This window comes from Pelagimonas sp., from assembly GCF_058892305.1.
The window spans coordinates 22,595-47,314 of the sequence record NZ_JBZXVN010000001.1 but is presented as its reverse complement, the minus strand read 5'-3'; the positions used below and the strand labels follow the sequence as shown (position 1 = coordinate 47,314).

The 24,720-nt window shown below is 58.6% G+C and carries 27 protein-coding genes and 1 pseudogene; 21 read left to right on the top strand and 7 right to left on the bottom strand.

The features are described 5' to 3' along the window. The first annotated feature begins 64 nt into the window (after positions 1-64). Positions 65-760 carry a hypothetical protein gene (locus AC5EFR_RS00265; protein WP_317939116.1) on the top strand — a complete coding sequence of 232 codons (696 nt, stop codon included), beginning with the start codon at positions 65-67 and terminating at the stop codon, positions 758-760. A 120-nt stretch (positions 761-880) separates the two neighbouring features. Here AC5EFR_RS00265 and AC5EFR_RS00260 read toward each other — a convergent pair whose 3' ends face one another. From AC5EFR_RS00260 to AC5EFR_RS00250, 3 genes are all read right to left on the bottom strand, one after another. Further along, the gene (locus tag AC5EFR_RS00260; RefSeq protein ID WP_317939117.1) at positions 881-1,108 is read right to left on the bottom strand and encodes a hypothetical protein; all 228 of its coding nucleotides are present in this window, start codon (positions 1,106-1,108) and stop codon (positions 881-883) included. 167 nt (positions 1,109-1,275) lie between these two features. Continuing rightward, positions 1,276-1,533, bottom strand: coding sequence for a helix-turn-helix domain-containing protein (locus AC5EFR_RS00255; RefSeq protein WP_274841181.1), 258 nt, complete (start codon positions 1,531-1,533; stop codon positions 1,276-1,278). Between the two features lie 124 nt (positions 1,534-1,657). Beyond that, a complete protein-coding gene (locus AC5EFR_RS00250; protein ID WP_317939118.1) occupies positions 1,658-1,918 on the bottom strand; it encodes a hypothetical protein in 261 nt (86 codons plus the stop codon). Between the two features lie 203 nt (positions 1,919-2,121). Here AC5EFR_RS00250 and AC5EFR_RS00245 point away from each other — a divergent pair, with 203 nt between their 5' ends. The 20 genes from AC5EFR_RS00245 (at position 2,122) to AC5EFR_RS00150 (ending at position 17,240) form a co-directional block, all read left to right on the top strand. Continuing rightward, positions 2,122-2,475, top strand: a complete 354-nt coding sequence (locus AC5EFR_RS00245; protein ID WP_317939119.1) for a hypothetical protein — start codon at positions 2,122-2,124, stop codon at positions 2,473-2,475. 43 nt (positions 2,476-2,518) lie between these two features. Then, on the top strand, positions 2,519-3,139 hold the full coding sequence (locus AC5EFR_RS00240) for a lytic transglycosylase domain-containing protein (protein ID WP_317939120.1): 621 nt from the start codon (positions 2,519-2,521) through the stop codon (positions 3,137-3,139). After that, positions 3,136-3,429 carry a TrbC/VirB2 family protein gene (locus AC5EFR_RS00235; protein WP_317939121.1) on the top strand — a complete coding sequence of 98 codons (294 nt, stop codon included), beginning with the start codon at positions 3,136-3,138 and terminating at the stop codon, positions 3,427-3,429. The genes AC5EFR_RS00240 and AC5EFR_RS00235 overlap by 4 nt, the downstream gene beginning before the upstream one ends. Next, positions 3,422-3,700, top strand: coding sequence for a VirB3 family type IV secretion system protein (locus AC5EFR_RS00230; RefSeq protein WP_317939122.1), 279 nt, complete (start codon positions 3,422-3,424; stop codon positions 3,698-3,700). Before AC5EFR_RS00235 ends, AC5EFR_RS00230 begins: the two co-directional genes overlap by 8 nt. Continuing rightward, the gene (locus AC5EFR_RS00225; protein ID WP_317939123.1) at positions 3,690-6,065 is read left to right on the top strand and encodes a VirB4 family type IV secretion/conjugal transfer ATPase; all 2,376 of its coding nucleotides are present in this window, start codon (positions 3,690-3,692) and stop codon (positions 6,063-6,065) included. Before AC5EFR_RS00230 ends, AC5EFR_RS00225 begins: the two co-directional genes overlap by 11 nt. Next, the gene (locus AC5EFR_RS00220) at positions 6,062-6,229 is read left to right on the top strand and encodes a hypothetical protein (RefSeq protein WP_162841715.1); all 168 of its coding nucleotides are present in this window, start codon (positions 6,062-6,064) and stop codon (positions 6,227-6,229) included. The genes AC5EFR_RS00225 and AC5EFR_RS00220 overlap by 4 nt, the downstream gene beginning before the upstream one ends. A gap of 55 nt (positions 6,230-6,284) precedes the next feature. Then, complete coding sequence (locus AC5EFR_RS00215; RefSeq protein ID WP_317939154.1) at positions 6,285-7,373, top strand: lytic transglycosylase domain-containing protein; 1,089 nt, start codon at positions 6,285-6,287, stop codon at positions 7,371-7,373. Next, positions 7,373-8,182: a type IV secretion system protein gene (locus tag AC5EFR_RS00210; protein ID WP_317939155.1), complete on the top strand. Its 810-nt coding sequence runs from the start codon at positions 7,373-7,375 to the stop codon at positions 8,180-8,182. The genes AC5EFR_RS00215 and AC5EFR_RS00210 overlap by 1 nt, the downstream gene beginning before the upstream one ends. 114 nt (positions 8,183-8,296) lie before the next feature. Beyond that, positions 8,297-8,950, top strand: coding sequence for a VirB8 family type IV secretion system protein (locus tag AC5EFR_RS00205; RefSeq protein ID WP_317939125.1), 654 nt, complete (start codon positions 8,297-8,299; stop codon positions 8,948-8,950). 1 nt (position 8,951) lies between these two features. Continuing rightward, the gene (locus AC5EFR_RS00200; RefSeq protein ID WP_317939126.1) at positions 8,952-9,647 is read left to right on the top strand and encodes a TrbG/VirB9 family P-type conjugative transfer protein; all 696 of its coding nucleotides are present in this window, start codon (positions 8,952-8,954) and stop codon (positions 9,645-9,647) included. Next, a complete protein-coding gene (locus AC5EFR_RS00195; RefSeq protein ID WP_317939128.1) occupies positions 9,644-11,023 on the top strand; it encodes a TraB/TrbI/VirB10 family type IV secretion system protein in 1,380 nt (459 codons plus the stop codon). Before AC5EFR_RS00200 ends, AC5EFR_RS00195 begins: the two co-directional genes overlap by 4 nt. A gap of 4 nt (positions 11,024-11,027) precedes the next feature. Further along, positions 11,028-12,014, top strand: coding sequence for an ATPase, T2SS/T4P/T4SS family (locus AC5EFR_RS00190; protein ID WP_317939130.1), 987 nt, complete (start codon positions 11,028-11,030; stop codon positions 12,012-12,014). After that, positions 12,011-12,205 carry a DUF4177 domain-containing protein gene (locus AC5EFR_RS00185; protein WP_317939131.1) on the top strand — a complete coding sequence of 65 codons (195 nt, stop codon included), beginning with the start codon at positions 12,011-12,013 and terminating at the stop codon, positions 12,203-12,205. The genes AC5EFR_RS00190 and AC5EFR_RS00185 overlap by 4 nt, the downstream gene beginning before the upstream one ends. After that, positions 12,202-12,615, top strand: coding sequence for a hypothetical protein (locus tag AC5EFR_RS00180; protein WP_317939132.1), 414 nt, complete (start codon positions 12,202-12,204; stop codon positions 12,613-12,615). The genes AC5EFR_RS00185 and AC5EFR_RS00180 overlap by 4 nt, the downstream gene beginning before the upstream one ends. Positions 12,616-12,627: 12 nt before the next feature. After that, entirely contained in the window at positions 12,628-13,704 is a 1,077-nt protein-coding gene (locus AC5EFR_RS00175) for a TrbL/VirB6 family protein (RefSeq protein ID WP_317939133.1), read from the top strand. A 2-nt stretch (positions 13,705-13,706) separates the two neighbouring features. Continuing rightward, positions 13,707-14,012 carry a hypothetical protein gene (locus tag AC5EFR_RS00170; RefSeq protein WP_317939134.1) on the top strand — a complete coding sequence of 102 codons (306 nt, stop codon included), beginning with the start codon at positions 13,707-13,709 and terminating at the stop codon, positions 14,010-14,012. A 292-nt stretch (positions 14,013-14,304) separates the two neighbouring features. Continuing rightward, a complete protein-coding gene (locus AC5EFR_RS00165) occupies positions 14,305-15,654 on the top strand; it encodes a hypothetical protein (protein ID WP_317939135.1) in 1,350 nt (449 codons plus the stop codon). After that, complete coding sequence (locus tag AC5EFR_RS00160; protein ID WP_036049168.1) at positions 15,651-15,992, top strand: hypothetical protein; 342 nt, start codon at positions 15,651-15,653, stop codon at positions 15,990-15,992. The genes AC5EFR_RS00165 and AC5EFR_RS00160 overlap by 4 nt, the downstream gene beginning before the upstream one ends. Positions 15,993-15,995: 3 nt before the next feature. Then, positions 15,996-16,565, top strand: a complete 570-nt coding sequence (locus AC5EFR_RS00155) for an RES family NAD+ phosphorylase (protein WP_317939136.1) — start codon at positions 15,996-15,998, stop codon at positions 16,563-16,565. Positions 16,566-16,772: 207 nt separating this feature from the next. Beyond that, positions 16,773-17,240, top strand: coding sequence for a P-loop NTPase family protein (locus tag AC5EFR_RS00150; protein ID WP_317939137.1), 468 nt, complete (start codon positions 16,773-16,775; stop codon positions 17,238-17,240). Positions 17,241-17,395: 155 nt separating this feature from the next. Here the strand turns inward: AC5EFR_RS00150 and AC5EFR_RS00145 are convergent, their stop codons facing one another. The 4 genes and pseudogenes from AC5EFR_RS00145 to AC5EFR_RS00130 all read right to left on the bottom strand — a co-directional run. Further along, positions 17,396-20,782: a DEAD/DEAH box helicase gene (locus AC5EFR_RS00145; RefSeq protein ID WP_317939138.1), complete on the bottom strand. Its 3,387-nt coding sequence runs from the start codon at positions 20,780-20,782 to the stop codon at positions 17,396-17,398. After that, a complete protein-coding gene (locus AC5EFR_RS00140) occupies positions 20,769-21,587 on the bottom strand; it encodes a Hachiman antiphage defense system protein HamA (protein WP_493574089.1) in 819 nt (272 codons plus the stop codon). Before AC5EFR_RS00140 ends, AC5EFR_RS00145 begins: the two co-directional genes overlap by 14 nt. Before the next feature lie 269 nt (positions 21,588-21,856). Next, positions 21,857-23,857, bottom strand: coding sequence for a type IV secretory system conjugative DNA transfer family protein (locus tag AC5EFR_RS00135; protein ID WP_493574094.1), 2,001 nt, complete (start codon positions 23,855-23,857; stop codon positions 21,857-21,859). Positions 23,858-23,865: 8 nt separating this feature from the next. Further along, a pseudogene (locus AC5EFR_RS00130) lies at positions 23,866-24,720 on the bottom strand (endonuclease); the annotation flags it as partial.

Genomic DNA, 24,720 nt, shown 5'->3' with positions numbered 1-24,720 from the left:
ATTTAGCGTTGCGATAGTATATTATCGTATGTATGCTGAACTCCTGTCACGGAGGTTCCTCAGCATGCGCCATTTACTCACGAAGCTCCTCTCCTCGGTCGCGGTCGCTTTGACCGTGACAGGTTCTTCGCTACCGGTCCCCGCGCGCGCGCAGACCTACGCTATCGATTGCGCGATCCTCTTGTGCCTGTCTGGCGGATGGCCCGCTTCCGTCCCTTGTAGTCGGGCTCGCGCCGAATTCATCAGGCGGATTACGCCCTGGCCGGTGGAACCGCCGCTGCAGATCTGGCGCTGTCCCATGGGCGCCTCCTATGAGAGCGATCGGCCATTAGACAACTCTGGCCGCATCTTTGAAGCCTTGTACCAGACGGACAGCCGTCGACCGCTACAATCCTTGCCAGTCCATGATCTCGTTCCCACCGACCCGGCACTCCGGCTTGTTCAGGATCGCGCGGACATCGATATCAGCGGACCTGAGTTCAACTTCGTGCGATCCATCAGAGTCTTTGATGTGCGGTATGCGCGGCAGCACGAATCCGGTCGTGACGGTGACTGCAATCGTAGCGAGACTGTAGTCCTTGGCACTTACGGGACCCAAGGCGATTTCGCTTGGCATAGATCTTCGATAACTGCCCTGCCCGAAGCCCATGTGGGACTTGAACGATGGGGCCAGAATTGCCCTGGTATCTATCATCGATCTGTCTTCGTCGATTGGCGTGACTACGAGGGCAACTACGGCTTTGAACAGGTGAACTACTGACCCGACGACAATTGGCTCGGTCTGGAAGACCGGTATCGCGGACGTGTGCAATTGCGCCTCGCGGGCCTGGTAGTCGAAGGGCAGCATGGCGTTTCGGCAAACGCCGCGAGATTGCCCTCCTCACCCGCCCTCGTCTCTTCCGATCTGCGTGAGCGCGTCGAAATCAATTTCCTGCTTCTGTTCCGCAGTGAGGTCCGGCCGGATTTCCGATACCGGCTTGGGCCCATGGACGTCCCACATCACCACATGCGCGCCTGTAGTCCAGCGATACACCCAACCAACAACGCTGCACCCATCGGTCCCGATCAGATTTGCGATCGCAACGCCCTCACCTTTATCATCGTTCACTGTTTACGGACTTCCTGCACTGTGGCTCTGATATTGCAGCGTGACGAACAGCGGTGCTCGCCTGCACCGCATGCCGCGCTTAGGGGATGTTGACTAACTGCTCTTTGTTGAGAAGCTCACTTCAAATGGGGACGCACGAATCGGAGCGTCCCAAAACTTCTTTGTTTTCAAATCTTGTGGTCGGGCTCCGTGGCGGCTTCGACGATCGCCAATATCTCGAAGGGGTCAAATCCGATGGCACGCGACAATTGGATAAGCTCAACGACGTCAATTCGGCGCTCTCCGCTTTCGACACGGGCCACGAACGATTGGTGATGCCTGAGTTTGACTGCCAATTCTTTCTGGCTGAGTCCTGCTTTATTCCGGGCGTCGACCAACGCCTGGCACAGAGCCTCCTGACCTTTGCTTCTGATTGTTTTCGCCACGCGTCACATACCTTTTGTGACGTCGCTAGCGGATGGAATCTGTTATCTAAAAAGTAGATATATGAGGGTGTTATCGGCGTCTGGTTTCCAAGGGGTTCAAGTCTGGTGCATGCCCAGAGGCCCATCAATCCCCAACCATTTCCAGAAACCGACCGTAGTCGTGGCTAACTTCGCGCGCTTCCTCGAATGCACGCGCGCGCTCCTGCTCGAGGCAGCGGAAGTAGTCCTGAATGTCCGCGATGTAGACCTCAAAGTCCCGTCGGATGATGTCGGCATAATCCCGGGCGGCCTGCGAATCGCTTGGAACGAATGGCCGGAGCGGGGCGAGACAGGATCCGGCCTGGCTTGCGACCGGAGCGAGCATCAGGAGGGCCACAGCCTGCATCGTCACCCATCGGCTCAACCGCAGGTTTCTGAAACCCCTATTTTCCTTGATAGACGCCAATGGCCGTGCCTAGAGTTTGAGTAACCGAGATACAGCCGTATCTGCCGCATTATATCTTGCGGTTAATAGTATACTATCGTAACTCTGGGCTTCAAGTGGGAATGCCCGGGCGTTGCGCGTTTGAAGAAAGCGTGAGCCGGGCCATGAACTGGGACATCGAAGCACCGAATGTGGTTACGGAAGCACGTTTCCGCGAACTCGTGGAAAGTGGCTATAGCGCTGAAATCCTCTGCCAGGAGTCGGCACACAAGAAGGGCCCGAGTTATTACGGGGTCTGGATCATGCGCGTCGTCTCTGACGATGGCGTGGAAAAGCTGCTGGTCACGGCCCGCACCCGGACGACCTATAACGACATCAAGATCCGCGAGTTCAAAACCATCACGGGCGTGGTCTCCTTCCTTATCGGGATCGGCTTCTCTCATGCCGATGTGCCGCTCGAAGAAGGCCAGCAGACAACGCACAAGCTGGCTGCGAGCGACAAGGGCGGCAGCAAGTAGCCTTCTCCTTTTCTGGTTTCTCGCGGGTTCAGCCACTGCGCAGATGGTACTGGTCATGGAGAGCGATGGCTCTCTGACCCCGTCCCGCTCCCAGGACAGCTTTGCCCGCAATTACAATGACGGCATCGGACAGGGGTCCGCTGCTGATGAGCTGGCATTCCTCGGTGAAGATGAACCAGCTATTGAACCTGACGCATTGCGTTTTGCAGCACTCGCCCGTTCGGCACCCCTGCCCCGCGCCGATGTTCTGGCGGCCATCGAATCCACCGCCCTTCGCTACGCCGGGCATCCCGGGCTACGCCGCGCGGATCTCTCGGTTCGTGATTGGCTGACCCTCTACCGCGCAAATATCGAGGTCGAGAGCGCCTACCGCCAGGAGGCAGTCTCGAGTGCAGGAGCAATTGGCCTAGGGCAGCTGATGCCCGCGACGGCGCGCGATCTCGGTGTCGACGCGCGTGATCCACTTCAGAACCTTGATGGCTCAGCCCGCTACCTCGCGATGATGTTGGACACGTTCGGCGATCCGCGTCTTGCCCTCGCAGCCTACAACGCCGGCCCAGATGCGGTCCGCCAATATGGCGGCTTTCCCCCCTACCGAGAAACCCAGAACCACGTGGCCCGCGTCATGGCCGTCGTGGCCCGATTGGAAGGATCAAATTCATGAAACAGATTTCAAACCTCTTTGTCGCCTCGCTGGCGCTATTCCTGTTCATTGCCGAGCCCGCCCTTGCACAGAGCATCGATCTCTCCCCGATCCAGAGCTTGTTGCAGGGCATTGTCGATGCGCTGACCGGACCTCTTGGTGTGGTCATCGCCACACTCGCGGTCCTCGGCGTCTTCCTCAGCTGGTTCTTCAACATCATCGATCTCCGCCAGGCGCTCTGGGTCTTGGTCGGGATCGCCGGTGTTGCCGCCGCCCCCACCATCGTTGCAGCGGTCTTCGCCGGTGCCTGAGCGCTCGCCCCTCTTCCTTGGCCTCGTGCGCCCACCAAAGCTTCTGGGCCTGCCCATCATGTATGCGATGATCTGGCTTTTTGGCTCGGTGCTGCTCTTCGTCTGGGTCCAGCACATCGTGATTCTTGGGGTTGCGATCGTGCTCTATCCGGTTCTTTGGAAAGCGGCCGATTGGGATCCCCGATTCATCGACGTGATGATGACCGCTCTGCAGGAGACGCCGCCGACGCGGAACAGAAGCATCCATGGCGGGGACAGCTATGCGCCATAATGATGCCCTGGACGAAACGCTTGATCCCCACACCCTGACACCGAACTGGTATGCGCGAGAAACGCGCCTCGCGCATATGCTGCCCTATGTCAGCTTGGTCGATGACCAAACGGTGCGCACGCGGGTGAACGAACTGTTCCAATGCATCCGCCTCGACGGGGTCAACAGTTACACAACTGATGATGCCTATCTCGATAAGGTCACGTCACTCTTTGCCCGTATCGTCGCCCAGCTTGGTCCAGAATTCAGCTATTATGTGCACAAGGTCTCCAAGGCGATTGCGCCGGAACTGGAGCCGGTGCCGGAGAACAGCTTCGCGGGCGAGGTGGACCGGCTTTGGCGCGCAAAACTCAAGACCAGTGGCCTGCGCGACAAAACCTTGACGCTGACGGTCATTCACCGCCCGCCCCCGAAAAGCGTCCTGCCGTTCTTGAACCGCAGCGCGCCGGACCGGCTGAAAGAAGCAACCAAGAAGCGCCTGCGCCGTCTGGGCGAAGCCGTGAGTGTGTTCGTGTCAGGCCTCACCGAGTTGAACCCGCGTGTGCTGACCTCCGATAGTGGCGAGTTGATCGGGTTTCTGGGGGCCCTGAACACCGGCCAGGAATTGCCGCTCTATCCTGCCAACACCTACGGTTTCCTGTCTTTCAACGTCGCCAATACCCGCGTGACGTTTCAGGGGGATCACTTTGAGCTTTCCGAAGGCGTTGTCGGCCATCGCTACGGCAAGAGCTTCACTATCGGGGAATACTCCGAAGCCACATCCTGCACGATGTTCGACATGCTCAACCTGCCAGTCGACATGATCGTCACGCACTCCTTCACCCCGATCAATTCGAACCTGATGGCGGGCCGGATCAAGCGGCAAAAGCGCCAAATGCAAGCCTCACAGGATGCGGCCCTCTCACTGATGGAAGCGCTCGACATCGCCGCAGATGATCTCGAAGCCAAACGCCAGAGTTTTGGCGAACACCACATGGTCGTGACGATCTTTTGCGACACGCTGGACGAGTTGCAGACCCTGAGCGCCGAGATCGTCAACGCCGCGGCCACCGAGGGCGTGAAGATGATCGGCGAACGGGTCGCCGCCAAGGCGCACTACCTCAGTCAGCATCCCGGCAACCAGCCCAAGCGCGTGCGCGCCAGCGCCATCACCAATCGCAACTTCGCGGATTTCGCGGCCTTTCACCGGACGCAGCTCGGCAAACCCGCCGCGAAAACCCCATGGGGCCGGGTCGTCACTTATTTGCCCACGCCGGAGCAGAGCGCCTACCGGTTTTCCTATCACGAGCAAGGCTCGCCCGACAAAGAACCCACCAGCGGCCATACCCTGATCATGGGGCGGCCCGGGTCAGGTAAGTCTGTGCTTTCGGCCTTCCTGATGACCCAGGCCCGTCGCGCGGGCGCCCGGGTCTTTGTCTTCGATTACCGTCTTGGTATGGAGATGGCGGTCCGCGCGAATGGCGGGCGCTACGCGTCCCTGAACGCTGGTCAGCCCACGGGCCTCAACCCGCTCTGGACCGAGACAGATGCGCGCGGCACTGCCTGGCTCTCGGACTGGCTTGCGACCCTGCTCTACCGTGCCGACAAGCCGCTGACGCCTGCACAAACCAACCGCATCCAGGAAGTCGTGCGCCAGAACGCGCAAGCTACAAACCCTGCCCTGCGGAACTGGCGGGATTTCGCGTCGCTTTTTGTGTCCACCGATGATGGCGGCGATCTGCACCAGCGCCTGCTCGAGTGGACCGAAGACGGCCGCTATGGCTGGATCTTCGGGCAGAGCCTCGAGGACACGTTCTCGCTCAAGGGCGATGTGGTGGGCTTCGATCTGACCGGCATTCTCGACAGCGAGGCCGACAAGGAACGGATGGCGGTCCTGTCCTATCTTTTCCGCCGGGTCGAGCGCGAGATCGAGGACCGCCGCCCCACCATCATCGTGATCGACGAGGCCTGGAAGGCCCTCGATAACGCGTATTTCGCCGAGCGGCTGTCGAACTGGCTGGTGACCGCGCGCAAGCAGAACACCGTCGCGGTGATGATGACGCAATACGCGAGCCAGCTCGAGCGCACCCGGACCGGCAAGACCATCATCGAGGCGGTGCCGACGCAGATCCTGCTGCCCAATATCCGCGCGCAGCCTGCGGATTACGCCATGCTGAACCTCACGGAGAAGGAGCTCGACGTCCTTCTCAACACGGGCAGCAACAGCCGTTTGGCGCTGATCCGCGACGATCAGGGCTCGATCGTGGTCGATGCCGATCTCAGTGCTCTCGGGCCCAATCTCACCATCCTCGGCGGCATGGAGAAAGGCGAGGCGCTCGTCGGCGCCGATTACCGCGACCGCCCAGACTTCTGGAGGCTTTCATGATTCGTACCCTGTTTCTTCTCACCGCGCTCGGCGCTTTGGCCTCCTGCGCCCAGTACCAGGAACCGCAGGCGAACTGCTTCACATTCCTCGCGTCCACGGCACCTGTCGCGCCTGATTGCACCTTTACGCCTCTAGATGCGCCGGAGGGCGACATTGAAGTCTAGCCTGCCTCATATCCTGGCACTTTGCCTGCTGCCCGGTCTCGCCTTGTCTCAAGGCGTGCCGACCAATGACAGTGGGCTGACCGCGCGTGACATCGTCGAGACTGGCGATCGCGAGGCTGACTTGGCCGTTCAGGCGGACAAGCTTGCCGTGCGCGAACTCATTGCCGAGATCGAACGGGAGCAGCTGGAAACCCTGCAACGCATCCTCGATGCCCAGACCAGCTTCGGCGGTCAGGGCTTGCCGGCTATGGTCTTGGGGCTAGAAAGCGGCAGCGGGGATCCGGCCCGGTCAGTCGAGGCGGTCTATGGCAATGCCGACATCGACCCCAATCCCGGCGGTGCGCAGATGTTCGGCGACGCCGCCGAGAACATCGAGCAGCTCATCATCCGCGTCGCCCAGGAAACCAGCGGCTTTGCGGGAGTTGGCCGCGCAGGGCTCTCACCCGTCCAGTGGCGCGCGTTGCTGCAAGCGCTCATCTGGCAGGAAAGCCGTTTCACCATTGGGGCACGGTCTCCCGTCGGCGCCTATGGTCTCACCCAGATCATGCCGGGCACCGCCAGCGATCTGGGCATTAACCCGGAATACTATGACAGCCCTTACCTGCAGGTGCATGGCGGCGCGCGCTATCTCGCGACCCAGCTCAACACATTCGATGGCAATATCATCAACGCGCTCGCGGCCTATAACGCCGGACCAGGCCGGGTTTTCGAGTATGGCGGCGTGCCGCCCTTCCGCGAGACCCAGCACTACGTCCAGGTGATCCCCGAACGCTATAACCTCTATTTGACCCGTATCGGCGGGATCGAAGCGCTTGGCACGATCGACCCCGCGCTTCTGGCCAATGCTAACCTCTCAATCACCGGGCACGGCGCTGCCTTCTATGGCAACAACTCACCAGCCGCGATCCACCAAGCCGCCCTGCGCATCCGCGATATCGTCGAACGGATTTCCGAAACCGAGGACGTGCAGGAGAGCGTCGCGCTCAACACCTATGCCCGCGCCGAACTCGTGCGCCTCGTCGCTGCACGCATCCGGCTTCAGGCTGCACGCACCCGAGTCCTCTCTGCCGAGGAGCTGGCCCAGGCCAGCGCCCGCATGGCCGAAGGCGCGTTCATGGATTTTACGATCAGGGAGATTGAATGATGGGACGTCTGCTCTTGAGGACAGCTTTGGTCACAACGCTTGGCATGGGCTTGCAGTTCAGCGCCCTACCCCCTGTCGCAGCACAAGGCGTGCCCGTCGTCGATACCCAGAACATCGCGCAAAACATCCAGCAGCTCCGGCAGATGATCGAAGACGAGATCCTGCAAAACGAGCAGCTGACGCAGCTCCGCGAACAGCTTGCCACACTCACGGAACAACTCGCGGAGCTGCAACGGACCTATGAAGCGCTCACCCGTCTCGCCGAACTGCCGGAAATCATCCGCACCGAGATGGAAGACGAGCTGAACGGCCTGCTCGATCAGGAGTTCGGGGATATCCTAGCGACCATCGAAGCCATCAAAACGGGCGATTTCTCAGGCCTCTCCGGTTCTGGCGCAGGCGAAATCGAAACCCAGATGGATCGGGTGCTGGCCGATCTCGGATTTGACGATGACACCCTCTCGGAAATGGCCACGAGCGGCAATCCCGGGGCCAACCGCGTGGCGACGCAGGCCACCACCGGTGCCCTTGTCTCGGCGGCGGCCCAGAACAGCTATGAGGATGCCGGCCAATCGCTCGAGCGGGTCGACCGCCTTGTCGGACTCATCGACGACATGGACGAACTAAAGGAAAGCATCGATCTCAACACGCGCGTGACCGCGGAGCTCGCCATTGCGCTGGTCGCCATGTGGCAACTCGAAGCCATCCAGACCGTGGGCGATGGCACCGGCGGCGTGATCGATGCCGCCACCATCGCCGAAGAACAGCGCTTCATGGATTTCACTTTGCCGGACCTCCGGGCAGACTAAGGTGTTTCGAAATTGACCCAGAATTTGAAATATCGGTTTTCGCGTTCGAGCGCAGCGAGAGGCAGCGAAGAACCGATTCAACTCATTTCGAAACGCCGAGCGAGGGCATGACGCGTGGCGAGTGAACAGGACATCATCGAAGAGGAGCTGGTCTATGGTGCCCTGCGCCGCGAACGGCTCTGGCAGCGCCTTGGGCTCATCGGGCTCATCTTCGGCATCCTCGGATGCCTGAGCGCGGCGGCAGTCGCAATTCTCGATGTCGATCCGCCGCCTGTGGTCGTGCCCTATGATCCTGCCACCGGCTTTGCCCTGCCCGAGGCTTCGGTGGGCGCGACTTCGGTCACAGCCAACCAGGCGGTCATTGAGGCGGAGGTCTTCCGCTATGTGACCGACCGCGAGGTCTATAACCAGCTCGACAACGATCTGCGCATCCGCAGCGTGCTGCGCCGCTCGGACGGGGCGGCTGAAAGCGGGCTGCGCCAGATCTGGAACAGCGCCAATGAGAACTACCCGCCGACAGTTTATGGCCCCAATGCCCGGCTCGATGTGGAGATCCTCAGCATCAATCGCATTGGCAACAACCGCGCCACCGTGCGCCTGCGCAAGCGTCTGACATCCATCAATGGCGTCCAGACCGGGCTCTTCACCGCCACGCTTCTCTTCGAGTTCCGCCCCGAGACCCGCCGCTCCATCGACGAGGTCTGGACCAACCCGTTCGGCTTCACGGTCCTCGAATATTCCATCCGCTCCGACAGATTGGAGAATTAGTTTGCTTAAGAAGGCCCTCGTAACAATTGTGCTTGTGCTGCTGCCAGGTCTCGCCCTTTCCGAAGCCATCCCGCGCGGCGGTCCCAACGATAATCGCGTGCGCGTGGCCACCTACCAGGAGGGTCAGGTCTACCGTCTCAACGTCTCGCTTACCCATGTCACCACCGTCGAGTTTGGCGAGGGCGAAAGCATCCGCTCGATCATCGCGGGCGACACGGAAGGTTTTGAGATCGACGGCGTGCCGGGTGGCCAGGCTTTCGCGATCAAGCCCGTCGCGCGTGGTGTCCATACCAATGTGACGGTCTATACCAACCGGCGCAGCTACTATTTCAACGTCCAGGAAGCGCGCAGCCCGACCTTCTACGTGGTCCAGTTCCGCTATCCTAACGACGCTACCCGCCCAACCCGCGCCATCGCGGCGCAAGCTCCCAACTACAATTATGGGGCCAGCGCACGCACCGAGTTCACGCCGACACGCGTCTGGGATGATGGAACATTTACGTATTTTGCGTTCCCGCAGAATGCCCCTGTGCCCGCGATCTTCCGTTATGGGGGCGGGCGCGAGCGGACGGTGAACACGCAGGCCACCGAGGACGGCGTGATCCGCGTCTCCGGCGTGAACAGGCAATGGGTCCTGCGGATCGGTGACGAGGTGGTCTGTATCGAGGCCACGCCACCAGCAGGGGCGTCGTCATGAGTGACACAGGCAATGCCGAGCTGGAAAAACGCCTCGCGGCCCTGGAGCAAGGCAGCACGCGTCGCCTGCCTGCCGCACCGCGCCGTTCGCCGCTCCTGGCGCTGGTGGTGGCGCTCGTCATCGGTGCTGGCGGGGCGATGCTCTACCTGCTCTCTCAGCCCGAGGAAGAGGAAGCCCTGCCCACCGCGACGCCAGATGTGTTCCAAAACGAGGGCGATGGGTTCGGGGCCATCGAAACCCTGCCGCCGCCCGAGCCCGAAGTGATTTTGGTTGCACCCGATCCGGTCGAGCCAAACGCGGAACTCCTGAGCCAGATCGCAGCCTTGCAGGCTCAGATCGAGGAATTGCGCAACGCCCCCGAACCGGTCGTCGAGGAAGATACCGCCGCAGCAGAAGCCATCAATGCACTGACAGCCCAGATCGCGGCGCTGCAGGCCACCTCGGAAGCCGCGCAGCAACGCTTCCAGGACGAGCTCAATGCCCGGGATCGAAACCTCGAGCAGTTGCGCATGGATCTGGAACTGCTCCAACTCGAAGCCAATCGCCCTGCCCCCGCGCCCTTAGGGCCGTCTGAGGACGAGCTGCGCGCTCGGGAAGAAGAACGACTGCGCCGCGAAGAAGAGGCACGCCGGTTGGCGGAACTCGAACGCCGCGCTGCCGAGGAACGCGCGTTTCAGGAACGCCGCATCGCCTCACCGACCATCGCCTTTGGTGGCACGTCCGGAGCGAGCGAGGCCGCTTTGACGGAACGCACCTTCGGCGAGGTGACGGATTTCGTGCTGAACGGCGCGCTGCCCACATCCGTCACCCAGGCCGAAGTCATCGCCAATCCGTCGAACACCATCATCCAGGGCACGATGATCCAGGCCGTCATGGAAACAGCCCTCGACAGCTCCCTGCCCGGGCAGACCCGCGCTGTCGTCTCGGAAGATGTCTTCAGCTTCGACGGCTCCCGCCTCCTGATCCCCCGTGGCTCCCGCCTCATCGGGCGCTATCGCTCGGGCGTCGATATCGCGCAGCGCCGCGTCACGATCGCTTGGGACCGGATCATCTTGCCCGACAACCAGACGATCCAGATCAGCTCTTTCGGGGGCGATGAACTTGGCCGCTCCGGCGTGACCGGCTTTGTCGATACCCGCTTCGATGAGCGCTTCGGCTCAGCGGCGCTGATTTCACTGATTTCCGCGGCGCCGAGTGCAGCCGCCGCAAATGTGCAGGACGAGACAGCTGCGGACGTTCTCGAAGACGTGGGCGACGATCTGGCCGATGCCACCGACTCTGTGATCGGCGACTACCTGTCCATCGGGCCCGTCATCTATGTCGACCAGGGCTCCCGCGTCACGGTGATGGTCGACCGCGATCTGGAGATCTTCTGAGCCGATGTCGCTGAGCTATCTCGAAACCTCGCTCGACCGGATCGACGCCGCTGCCCGCGACGATGTCATCGAGATCTGTATCAACCCCGACGGCACCTGCTGGGGCGAGTTCCAAGGCGATCATTTCATGCGCGCACTGGATCAGAGGCTGACCGCGACAGACGTGAAGGACCTCGGCAACCAGATCGCCTCTTCAGCCAATACCACCATGAGCAAGGACCGCCCTATCGTCTCGGTCTCGATCACCTACAAGGGCCGCCCGATCCGCGCCCAGGTCATCACGCCGCCCGCGGTGCTCTCCGCGATGTCGATCAGCTTGCGGTTCTTCTCGAACCTGCCGCTCGAGGGGATCAAACTCGACTTTCTCTATGGCAAGGAACGCAAGCTCGAAGAGCTGCGCCTCGAAAAAGCGCGGGAGCTGCGCGAGGTCGTGGCCGCAGGTGTCATCGATGATGCGCTGGCCTTCTGCGTCGAGAACAAGCTCAACATGATCGTTTCGGGCGGCACCTCCACCGGCAAGACCGTGGCCGCGCGCAAGATCCTGTCTCACGTCCCATCAGAGGAACGCATCGTCACCATCGAGGAAGCCGCCGAGCTTCTGCCTACACAGCCCAATGCCGTGACCCTTATCGCCAACCGGGATGCGGAATTCCAGACCGCCGATGTGCTGCTCACAGCAACCCTGCGGATGCGCCCCGACCGGATCATCCTTGGCGAGGTACGCGGCAAAGAGGCCATGACCTTTCTCGAGGCGATCAACACCGGCCATGGCGGTTCCATGACCACGCTTCATGCCGAAACCCCGCAGCTCGCCGTGCAACGCCTCGCGATCGCAGCCCTCAAGACCGAGATCCCGATGACCTATGCGGACATGATCCAGTACATCGAGAACTCCATCGACGTGATCATCCAGGCCGGTCGTCATGACGGCCGGCGCGGTATCACCGAATTCTACCTCCCCGGCACAAGCGAAATCGGAGCATCCCAATGAAGACCTTTGAGTATGACATCCTCTCCTTTCCGATGACCCGCAAGACCAGCCTCGCCGACATGAAAAACACCTTGAATGCAAAGGGTGCGGAAGGATGGGAAGTCGTATCATTCAACTCCTCGGAATTCGCCAACGTGGGACACACGGTCTTCTTGAAGCGCGAAACCACAGCCATCGGAGCAACGTCATGAAGCAGGCGCGGTGTCTCATTGCCCTGATCGCGATGGCCGTTGGCCTGACGGCCGGGCCCGCCTTCGCCGAGCGCAACCTTGTGCCGACGCTTGAGCCCAGTTTCAACGTCTGTACGGACCGCCCGGCGGAACCTACCTGGATGCAAGAAATCCCCCTGCGCCAAGCCTATCAGCGCGTATTGGTCCAAGACATCTACCGCGCCCAGAACCTCGAGCGGATCGTCGAGACCGGCAGCTGCGACTGCGCAATCCGGTTCCCAACTTGGGACGAGGCCGAGGCCACCTTCCGCGAACACCACGCCAGCGCCGAACGGTGGGAAATGCTGCAAGCCTCGGATGTCTACAACCGCCGCGCCAACGACGCCCGTCTCGAGGCCAAAGCAATCTGCGAAGCCGCGGGCAACTGGTGAGGCACAACCCCAATGAGCGTCGTTACCTATTTCGTTGAAACCTCACAGGGCTATCTCGACACCGCCGCCGAAACCCAGTTCGGATCTGTCGCGGCGACGGTTGGCACCTTGCTGGTGTTGGGCACAACGCTGGTGGTGATCCTCGTCTTCCTGAACATGATCTACCAGTACAAGGCGATGGACGGTCGTACGGCCTTTTGGCTCGCAGTCAAGATCGGGCTCATCGGGATATTTGCGACAAACTGGGTGCAGTTCAACGCGCTCTCCTCCGCCATCCTCGCCGGGATCGACAGCATCGCCGGCGCACTTGTCGCTTCGGTCGGGGGCGGCAGCCCCGGACCCTCCGGCACGTTCGCGGAAGAGTTCGATCGGCTGATCTCGGAACTCGGCGATTACCTGAACGCCGCCGGGTCCGAGCTGAACTGGATGGCCGGTGCCATGCTCGACATCGTCGGTGTTCTTCTACTCTCGATCCTGGGCGGTCTGGCCGCCTTCATCTTGGTAGCCTCTCGGCTGATGATCGCGCTCCTGATCGGGATCGCCCCGGTGATGATTTTCCTGACCCTCTTCGAAGTGACCAAGGATTATTTCGCGCGCTGGCTGTCGGCGCTGATTTCCTTTGCGCTCTACCCCATCGTTGTCGCAGGCGTGTTCGCAACGATCACAGGCGTTTCCTCCGCGCTCATCGGCGAACTAGGCGACCCCGAAGGCGCCTCAAACATCGGCGCACTCATCCCCTTCTTTATGATGGTGCTCATGGCCAAGGGCTTCATTATCGCCACGCCTTTCATCGTCCGCGCGATCTCCGGAAACATCATGATGCCCGCCCTCTCGGGTGGCCTCGGCGGCGGCTACAGCTTCGCCCGCGCCGCCATGGGCAGTCAGCAGGCTTACAACCGTTACCTGATCGGCGGGGCAAGTGGCGCGGAATACGCAGCCCTCAGGGCGCGGCAGTTCTTCGGGGTACAGCAGATGCCAGTGCGGCAAGGCATGGGACAGACGGGTCAGGCAAGCGGCACTGGGTCACCGGGGGCAGGGTCTCAAATGCTGGCGCAACTTGCACGTTTGGGAAGGCTGGGGCGGAGGTAAATATGACAGACCCTGCAACATCGTGGATCAAGTTCGAACACCGTTCGCCGACCAATGAAGAAATCCAGACCGACAGGCTCGTTGGGTACTTTCGAATTCGAGATCTCACAGGAAGGATCACAACAGATCACTTTGGGAAGCTTTCTTGGGATGATGATGCCGGAACTTGGGCCATTGAAGTGTTCAGCAATGCCCTGCGCCTAACGGCTCCAGGTCAATTCATGCACGAAAGTATCGAGCCAAGTCATTGGTGCATGGTTCCTCCCTTACCAAATCATCCTGATATTGATGGTCTTCCCGAGAATTAGCGGTATCCATCACCAACTTGATTCCAAACCAATGACCGCCAACGGCCCAATCCGGACTCTCAGCACCTTGCTCGGATGCTGCGGTTGCATCCCGCATTCCGGACTTTCGCTGCGGAAGCAAAATCGATACTCAAGCGAGCTTAAGGCGATTTAGATTGGCCATAGTCAAACTTCCAACGCCCCCAAAACCGAAAAAGAACCAGTTTAGCTAAGGCCTGACCTGCCTGCCAAAAAGTATGGAATTGACTTTGTCGTTTCACGAATCTAGTATCTGAAACAGAAAGGTCACACCATGAGCGTTATCGCATTTCCAAAGCAAGCCTCCGTCTTTCAACCTGTGGCGCATTATATACGCCTGGGGGAAACGAGTTACCGAAAAGTCGCTGAACTGGCCGCTGCGGGCGTGATCAAAAGCAAGCGCTTTGTGGTTGATGGGTCGAAAATCGGCTTTCAGAAAGACATCATCCAGGTTCTGCAGGGCCTTGGTGCAGAGATCGTTCTTGATCCGCGCACCATCGAGCTCTCCGCGCGACGCAAATGTGCCGGACTAGCCGCGAGCGCCCCATGGGCGCCTGAGACACGGGGCGTACCGCTTGCGCCAGATGTGTTTAGGGGCCGTCACCCGACCGATATCTATGGGGCCATTGCGCGGTGTGCCGTCAAACATGGCGTCAGTGCCGTGTTGTCGCCGTCGCATTACCTTGCTGATCCCGGTTTTGAAGGCTGGCAGGCGATCGATCATGACGCCTGTTTGCTGTTGCGCCGCGCGCTTGATTCAGAAGACGGAAAGTCAATCGCAATAGACTATCTCGTGGCCGCGCGGCTGACGGACTTCATGGATGAGAGCTTCCAATCGAAGATGATGCCAAACCTGTCGGATCTGCCTTACGACAATCTCTGGGTGCGGGCGTCGATGTCCAAAGCTCTTGGACCGGTGAATGCGCAGCGTCTCGTGCGCACGCTGTCCCGGTGGCACAATATCGGGAAACCGATTGTGATGGATTATATGGGTGGATTGTCGGCCGAATCCTTGGCAGCCATGAATGTCGTGTCAGGCATTGCACATGGCTTTGGGGAACAAACGTCCTTCACAACCACAAAATGGGCGGAACCTCCGGAAGAACGCGACAAGGACAAGCCTGGTGGACGGGCAACCCGCATCGGTGTGTCGGCACTTGGATGCACATTTACAAGTGCGGAGCTGGATGTGCTGATGTCGGCGCATGGCGCGAAATCGGCCTTGCTGCCCAACGACCGGACGGTGCTACCAAACGGTGTGGAAGACATCCGCCGCGATCCACGCAAGTTCAACGTATACGATGCACAGCGCCGCATGGATGAGATCAACGCCATTCCGACAGTCAATCGTCCGGATCACTTTGCCGATAAGCGCATGCGCGAGGTTGTTGCCACGGCGAACAAGGCTGCGAAGCTCAATCCGAAAGCCGAGATAGCCGAGGCCAAAAATGTAGATTTGGCGAAGCTGCGCGCGCGGCTCGTCAAATTCAGTACGTCATCAGAAAAACTCAGGGGGACATATGAAAATCTTGCACAAGAACGTACGGAACAGGGGGCGACGGTGAGGGCGATCGGCGATTTGCGTCGGAGCACTCCACTCAACCAGACTGGAACGGAGAGATGACAACTACAGCAATTGCAAGGAGCATATCAGATCTTGAATCTATCGGTGGTTTGAACGGAACAGACATTGCGAATGTCACAGATGTCTCCAAAGCCACGGTCTCTCGCTGGCGCAATGGGACGAAGCGCCCGCAGCCAACCAGCGAGCGGGTTCTGTCTGACCTAATCTATGTTGTGAGGCGGTTGGAAGACTACTACTCCAATGACGAAATTCGTCTTTGGCTATACGCGCGCCATCCGCAGCTCGAAGGTCAGCGGGCCATTGACTTGATCCATGATGGCGAGGTGGTGGAGATCTTCCGCGTGCTCGATCGTCTGGACACTGACGGATATCTGTAACACATGATCGAAGGTCCCAGAGATCACACGCTCATCGATGCTCTGGAAGGACTAACGACCCAGGCATATGAAGGCCCTCTGTGGCGCGTCACGCGCGACGGGCGCGATCCGACGCTGTTCTTTGCAGGCGGCAACCGGTGGGATGACGGCACATTTGAGGTGCTCTACACCTCCTTGAGCCGGGAAGGGGCGCTTGCGGAGATGTACTATCATGTCGCGCGGGGCCAGCCGATTGCGCCTTCAAAGATCAAGTACCGGCTGCATGAGCTACAGGTGAAGATCGATGGCGTTCTCGACCTAACCGACATGTCATTCCTGTCCGGTCTTGGGATTGATCCGGCGACATATGGAAAGCTGCCTTATCTTAAGCGGGAAGGTGAGTATGAAGCCTGCCAAAAGATCGGCGAGGCTGCGCATTTCCTAGGCTCAGAGGATGAAACAGATCCCTCGGCGCTTTTGGTGCCAAATGCGCGGCATGACGGCAGCAACATGGTGATCTTCGGGGACTATGTCAGCTTTGAAGCTGTTGAGCATGTCAAAGACCATGGCGTGATCGACTGGACAAAGATCTAGCTGATACCGCGACCAAACAATCATTCTTTCGCTTTGGGGTTGAAGGGCAGCCGGAGAGTTCCCATTCTTGGACTATGGCTGACGCCCCAGCCTCCCCCCTCCAATGGGAAAGTATTCAGCATGCAGGGTATGAAATAGAGCTTTTTCTGTTCGAGCGCTCACATAAGGAGGGATTGTGAATTTTTGCTCGCAATAGGAGAAACTCAAATGAATCTATCTGCGCCGATCAATGAACTGAAACGTAAAGCGAAGCTGTTGCGTCGTGCTGAAGACATCCCACTCAATCAAGCGCTGGCGCGCATTGCCAAAGAAGAAGGCTATGCAAGCTGGGGTCTGTTGATCCGGGACTATGAGGCACAGCAGTCGAAGCCGTCTGTGCAACCGCGGACGGGCTATCAAATCACTTCACTACCGGTTGATGATGCTTACCGGAAAGAGGCAATCGAGCTGGCCAACAGCACGTTCGAGATGGTGATGCGTCGCATTGAACCGGACAATCCCAAGGGCACACGTGCACGTTGGGACGCCGAGGACTATGTCGATAATCATCACTTGAGCGCTGACATGCTGCCCATCGACAGTGAATATGCGCTTTCCTTGATCGAAGCGTTTCTTGTTCACCATGTGATCGATCTGGCTGTTCAGGCTGACGGCATGGCAGCCGAAGAGAACTAAAGATCTATTCGGTGGGCCTTTGGCCCACCGCACTTGCCGTGTGTAAACGTAAGTGACCGGAACTCAGCTCACAAACCTTGAGGCGAGGCCTGCCCAAGGTTTCTTGCCGAGTTAAACATGCGTGATTCCCGTCACTCAGCGTGATGAAGTTTCTTCTACTCTGGACCAATTGTAACAAACTCTAGCTGGTCACCTTGCGTTCTACGGCAGTACTGAACTCCATGATACGGCGCCTGAAGAACGTTCGAAAAGCTTGTTATCTCACGGAAGTCTGCAGTTAGTATGTTACTGCTTCCGTCCTCCATTTGGTGAACTCGAAAGGGCCCTGCGGGATGTCCGCTAAGGTCAAATTTCCCAGTCTGGATGCGTTTTGACCAACGCCCTTCTTTTTGTTGCGTGATCACTTCCCGAAATTGCGCCCAAAGTTTGGATGTTTCGGGCGACGGCCAGTCCGCATGCTGGCTCAGCTCTTCCACGGCTGAAGAACTGAGCCAAGTGCGCAATTCGCTTCTTTCTAAAAAGCTAGGATTCAGTTCTGCAACGACCTGCTTAGCGGCAGCTCTGGACGGCAAGCCTGCGCGCACCAGCATTGCCATTCTGTAGTCTGCCAAACCGGTATCGAGACAAGACGCTGCCATACCTGAATTTGCAAGATCACCACCGTCCCACCCATGGGCTATTCTTCGTGTCCGAACAGCTTCAATGGCCCAAACCAGCCGATACACAAAGGCGTCCTCAATCAACTTAGTATGTTCGCCTCCAATTTCTGAGATTGGATATCCTGACAGCCATTGTAGGAGTACATTTTGCCAGCCGGCTGGCAGATCCTGCCCTGCCTCTTGAGAGAAAGGCTTGATCATCAACAAATGGTTGGCCATCTCAACCAGTGAAGTATGAAGTTCGGTTACATTCCCCTGCAATGCCGCCAGGTCCGCCTGATCAAGTAGGCCTTCGAGTGCAGGAGCTTGTAAGTCAAGCTGCAGACCGCTGTCGAGTCCCACCCCCATTGCAAAAAAGCCTGTTCTTTGGATCGGCGTTGTGGAGGACCAGATTAATCTCGCGCGAGTTTGCAGAACAACTCGCTGCAGACTTCGTACACCGGGATCCAACCCAGCCATCCTACGGTCCCAAAGAGACCCGCTCAACGCTTCATCTAGCAACGCTGGCAGTGCAGCTTCATCTGCATCCAACGCTTCAATCAGGCCAAAGATGATCGCATCTAAACGGGCGACCAAGTCATCAATCGGAATACCTTCTGGATCAACGGGCTCAATCAACCAGTCTTCGCGCGAATTCGCCAAAAACTCATAGCCTTCGGCATTGTTTGCCACACCACGCTTCATGAGCTTTTTTACGACTAGATCGATGATCTGGCTTAAGCCGCTTCTGAGTGATCTTACCTTTGCGCGCTGAACCAACGACTTCCATTGCTGTCGACGATAGTCATAGTTGTCTTCCATCACATGAAGGATCAAGCCTTCGGTATCTACATAGGCACGGCCTGCCCGTCCGGCGACGTTCGCAAATTCTTCACCTGAGATTGGTGATCCGGAACGCACGATGTAGGGGGTCAACAAAACAGCAGCATTTAAATTGAGGCCCTGAGCCAGGGTCGGCGAAGCCGCGGTGACCTGTATTGTACCAGTCGCAAGCAATTTCTCGATCTCGCGCAGGAATGGGCTTGGCAACCCACCGTGATGAACTGCCATACCTATCTTAAGACAAGCCACAGCGGGATGATCGGAACCAAGCCACTCCTCCCCTATCGTAACTGCATTTTGGATCGCATCTTGATCTACTGGCAATGAATCGAAATAGTTCTTTTTCACCAATAGGATTGCTCGTTTGGCGAACCCTTCGACCCAGTTGGCTTGAGTTACAAATATGAGGACCCTTTTGTCTTCTGCGGCGAACCGCCACGCGCTCATCAAAGAAACATCTTTCATATCTCTGGGGCGTGGATTGTGATCTCCACCCGAAGCGGGCATCTCGCTCAGAAATTGTGAAACAAACGGGCCGTCCTCTTCGAGGTCATATCGCAAAGCTCCTCGATTATTCCGCCATTCCAGCGTGCCAAATCTTTGAGTGGTCGGTCGCCAGTCTGATCGTACGGCGTCACCTGGTGCGTCCGATCGGATCCATTTTGTCATGTCATCAAGCTGTTCGCCCTCCGGCAAGATAGCTGATAGACATACAATCCTACGAGCACCTGCGTCGGACCGACGAAGAAGTCTCTGGACTAAAATCTCGTACCTGACCTCGCGTTCACTCGGTCCTATCAGGTGACCTTCGTCCAGAACGATCAGACCGATATCATTGATGATGTCGGGATCATTTCTGAGGGCGAAATCGAGTTTTTCCGGGGTGGCTACAACGATATCATCCGTTTCCAGAGCGTTTGCGTCGCCAGACGACAGGCCACTTGCTCCGTAGAGTGAAGAGACTTGAAATCCCAACGGTGTAAACGCCGAACGAAAAGAACGTTCGGTCTGCGCTGACAATGCGCGCAACGGAGTTACGATTAGCACGCGCTTTTTTTGCGAAAGGCAAGTCAATGCGGCAAGCTCTGCGATCCGCGTTTTGCCAGCGCTGGTGGGTAGAGCAACCACAAGGTCATCTTCTGGATCAGCAGCTCTCGCTGCTGCATTGATCTGAGATGGCCATAACTCAACCTGTGAGCTGGATTGTGCAAAGAGCGAGGCGATGAAAAGTTCGCGATTTGAAGCAAAATTACTAGTAAGGCCACTGCTTGGCACCATAGGTAACACCACGTGAAGCGAACTAGCCCACAGATCGGTAATCAGACCCCTTGCTAGTCTCGCCACCCACCACAGTGACACATGGCCAGTTTCACCAGCCAAACCAAGTGCAGCGTCCAATTGGGCCAAGGCGAACTCTACAAGAGATGAATCCCCGGTCTGAAGAGCGAATTCAAAGTAAGCTAAGCTGCGCATGAAGCCCGTTGTGATTGCAGTACCCAACGTGTCTGTTTGATCCTGGTCGTCCGTCAGTAGAGCTTCGGTCAAAGAACCATCGCTGTTTTCGGGGTTGCCTAGCCAGTTTTGCGAAGAAGCGCGTAAACTTCGAAAGTCCCGCAAGATGAGGAAAATAAGTGATTTTTCCGCAGGGCTGAGGTTGAGATTGGCATCATTGAAATTTGGAAACAGTGCATAGGCAACAGCAGCGTAGCTGGCTAAATGGAAAGCTGCGGCTGCAACCGTCCTATGAAATCCACGCTCTGTAGTGTTTGAACTTCCGTTTCTGACAAGAGACTCGAAAATCGAGCCAGCAGTACGAAACGCATCCTTTAGCATAGGATGATGCCTGTCGAGCTCACGTAATTCGAGTGCTGCATCCAGTATCGCGAAGCCGTGGTCAGCGAGATCTGTGTCGATGGAAACCGCGAACTGGGGCGCGTCTAAGGGCAACTCACCGGCCCGACGGATAATTGCTCTTGCCTCGCCGCGTGCGATCAATCTACCTCTGGCTTCGGGCTGAAGCGCGCTTCCGAGGAATTGCTCAATTTCTTCAATCGAGCGCAAGATTGTTTACTCCGTCAAATATCTGCTCAACAAAGTTCGCATGATCTGGGATTTGAACGTGAATAATGAATTGGTCCCTAGTACCATCAGCATCTGCAAAATCATCGTCTAGCATCTCGACGGCTGGATTTCCGGTGATAGTAAACAGACAATGAGTAATTCGACCCTTAGGAACTGCTTGGCTACCCGCTTCGGTAAGAATTCTCTTTCCTAGTTCTTCTTTGGCACCGCCCATTTCAAGTAATCGGCGAGCAAGATAAATCAATGAATGGGGCGTTGGTCGACCGAGGTTCGCTTCGAGACCTGCACGGGCTGATTGAACCGTCTCGGTCGAAAGTGCTTGGGCACTCTTTGCTTCAGCCTTCAACAACTTAAGCTGCCCATTTTCAGTTTCTCCGACGCCGATGACATCCTCACCGCGCATGGCTTGATCGCGGTGGTCTTTGTAGCGAAGTTTGCGAATTGGAACTTCAAAATCACACCATTCTTCAATGACTTCAGCGCACAAAATCTCACCCAGATCGCCCGAACGACACGTCGGACCTTCAGGGTAATTGGTTCGAATAATTTCTGCGGCCCCTTCATATCCCAGGGTATCAAGGAACGTTGCGATTTCTTCGTCTTTGACGTAGTGGGAGCGCGTCCTACCAACAAGTTCAGAAACAGCGTTTTGCCGTTGTGTGTCTGCTTCGGTTGCACGCCACAAAGTCTTGCGTTGATCCGTTTCCTCGGATGTGGTGAGCCACGTATCAAAAAAATCATTCATTCTATGGGAACCTAAAAAAATATTGATCACAATATGCATTGCCGTTTAAGGCAACATGTCGGCGCATCCTGTTTTTAGCAAGCCTTTGGGAAACTCATCGCCTTTGCCTTTTTGTGGCCGGTCTCTACTTCCGCAACAATTGCTGCGGTTATCGGCTTCCGCGCATGAGCGGTTGTGAGCTAGCGGCAGTATGAAGTCGCTTGATGGTTTATTGAATGTCCGGTCTGGAAATTGAACGAGGGGCAGTTCGTGCTCGCAGCGAAAGTCCGGTTTCCGTCCTCCCCGACAAACAGGCGATGTCCGCCACCCTATCGCGCAACCAGCCTTTCACCATCCTCCTCTCGCAGCATCGCTTCCATTTCGTCCAAGCCATCGACTGCAGAGCGCATCTGCGCCTCATCAGCTACGCTCGCAGCTTCAGAATCCACGACGCCGCTGCCAAAATCCATCTCCATCTGGCGCTGTTCCTCGGCGATGACGGCTTGAACGACAGGCGCGGTCTTCTTTGGAGCGGCGTCGGCTTGGCCTGACGGTTGACCATCGCCAGCCTGGCTCGCCCTCTCCACATCGGCTTCTGTTCCCCCTGGCCCATCCGACGGCGGCGTCATCGGCATGGCGCGCACACTCAGCGGCAGCGTGCCTTGCGATCCCCCTCCCCCCGGCTCTGGAAACGGCAATTCACCCGTCTGCGCCGCGTGGATCGCCTTGAACAGCCGGTCGTCAAAATACTGAATCCGCTTTGCACGGACCGGCATCTGCGCATCTATCACCATGACGATCTCATCGAGCGGCAGGCGGCGCGCCTCGTCTTCAGGGAGCAAGGAGCTTTCTTCGGTCCGGGTGGATTGGCTGCGGCCCTCGAAGGGGTTCTTGCCGATGGACTGGGAGCGCGTGATGACGGTCTTCGTGGTCTTGCCGACCGCCTTGCTCAGCTCCTCGACGGTCTTCTCATCCGAGGGCGTCAGGTAAAGCTTCACGCCTGCGTTGCCCTGCAAGGCACGGCGGGTGTTCTCGCCGTAGATCTCATCGAGGGCGGGAATGGTTTGCGTGACCACGGCCAGGTGACCGCGATAGGTGCGCAGGGTCTCGATGCTCTCGACCACGATGGGCATCTTGCCGAGGCGATTGAACTCATCGAGCATGATCATCACCGGCCAAGGCTCGTCTGGCCCGGGATCCTTTTCCTGCATGGCGGAGAGCAGATCGGAAAAGAAGAGTCGGATCAGAGGTGCCAGAGGCTTCACCATGAGAGGCTGGACCACGAGGTAGACCGAAAACGGCTTCTTGCGGATCGTGCGGAAATCAAAGTCCGAGACCGCCGTCGCCTCGTCGATCGCCGGGTTCTGCCATTGGTCCAGCCCCGAGGTCATAAGGAGCGAAACGTAAGAGGTCAGCGTATCGTTGTTGGTGGAGGCCAACCGCGTGAAGATCAACTTGGCGGCCCTGTTATCCACCTCGTGGCCCCGCGCGAAATACTCCTTCTGCTTGTTCCCGCCCGAAGCGGCGATGCGGTAGATCTCGCCCAAGGTCGGTCGCTTGCGCTGGAAAGCCAAGAGCCCCGCCGCCACGAAGAGATCGATCCCGCCTTTGAGGAGACCCTGCACCCGGTCGTTGTCGCTTTGCAGGAACAGCGTCGCGAGGAGCTGCAATTCCATCTGCTGGCGCGCAGGGTCCTTCAGTTGATAGATGCGCAGGAGCGGGTTGTAGCGATGCGTGCGCTTGCCCTCCCAATCGGTGGGGGCAAAGCGATAGACCTTGTCGCCCTGGGCTGCGCGGTGCCGGGCCGTGGCCTCGAAACATTCCCCCTTCACATCGAGCGTCACGGCAGAGCCTTGCCAGGTCAGCAGGTTCGGAATGACAAAGCCCGTGGTCTTGCCGCGGCCTGTGGGGGCCACGATCAGCGCATGGGGGAAGACCTTGGAGCAAATGTAATTGGCGCGGGAGCCCGGCGGCCCCAGCTTGCCAAGGATGAACCCGGTACCGGGCGCCCCGAAGAACCCATTGGCCTTCATCTCGCGCGCGGTCTGCCAATGGGTCTGGCCAAAGCGTGTCAGGGCGGACCCTGAGAGGGCGAGGCTCAGCATCAGGCCGACGGCGGCGAAGCTGCCGATGATCAGGTGGATGAGTTGGGCGTCCTCCGGGCGGCGGTCCAGGATCGCCATGTAGTTTTGCGCAATATAGGCAAAGTCGATCTCGGCCCCGAAGCCGAGATCCTGATAGGTCAGCACGGCCGAGGCGATGGTATAGCCCATGGCCCCGGTCACAAGTGTCACCAGCAAAACGCCTGTGGCGATCCGCGCTTTTCCCATGCGGGCGCTCAATGGACCTGACCCCGCTCGGTCTCGCCATCCACGTCTGTCGCGCGGTGTTTTTCGTATTCGGTGTCGGCAAGATCATCGACTACCTGGCGCAGGGCCTCCGTATTGGCCGTCGCGGCATCGGATTGCAGATAGACCTTGGCGACATAGAGCCGGTCGAGGCGGTCCTCGAGAACCTTTTCCAGCGCATCGGCATCGCCGGATGTGAGCCGGTCGAGTTGGCGAGCGTCCAGCACCCGCGCGATCTCGCCGCGAAATGCGGCCCGCTCCCCCTCGGTCTCGAAGGGCGCGGACAACTCCCCCGCCCGCTCATGGTCCAGAACACGCGCAATCTCGTCTGCAAGGCGGTCGGCACGGTCAGACTGCGGCGCAGTTTCACCGCGGGCTGCGAGGAGTGCGTCGCGCGTGCCAACCCCAAGCCCCTCGCGCATCTCGGTTTCGCGGCGGACCTGGTTGATGGCCTCCGTGTCCCGTATCTCGACAACGGCCGCATAGGTCGCGCCGAGACCACGGGCGAGGTGGGACGGCATGTCCGGATAGCGCGCGCGCAAGTCGTCCGCGACTGCGTCTGCAACAGGGGTACGGGCATCGCGCCCCTCCATGATCCGGTCGACCTCGCGGGTGATCTCGCTGGCGCGGGCCGCATCGGTGATGGCCTCCCTGTAGGGCTCGGACCGGTCAACCACATCGCTTGGGCGTGCGAGCAGGTCCGGATGTGCTGCGAGATATGCGCGCTGCTCTGTTTCGATCCGGCGCTCCGCCCGCGAGACAACCTCCCAGTCCCGGTCCTCGATCTGCTGCGCGGTCAGGCCGTCTGCGCGCATCTCCTGACGGATTGTCCCTTCCATCGCCCG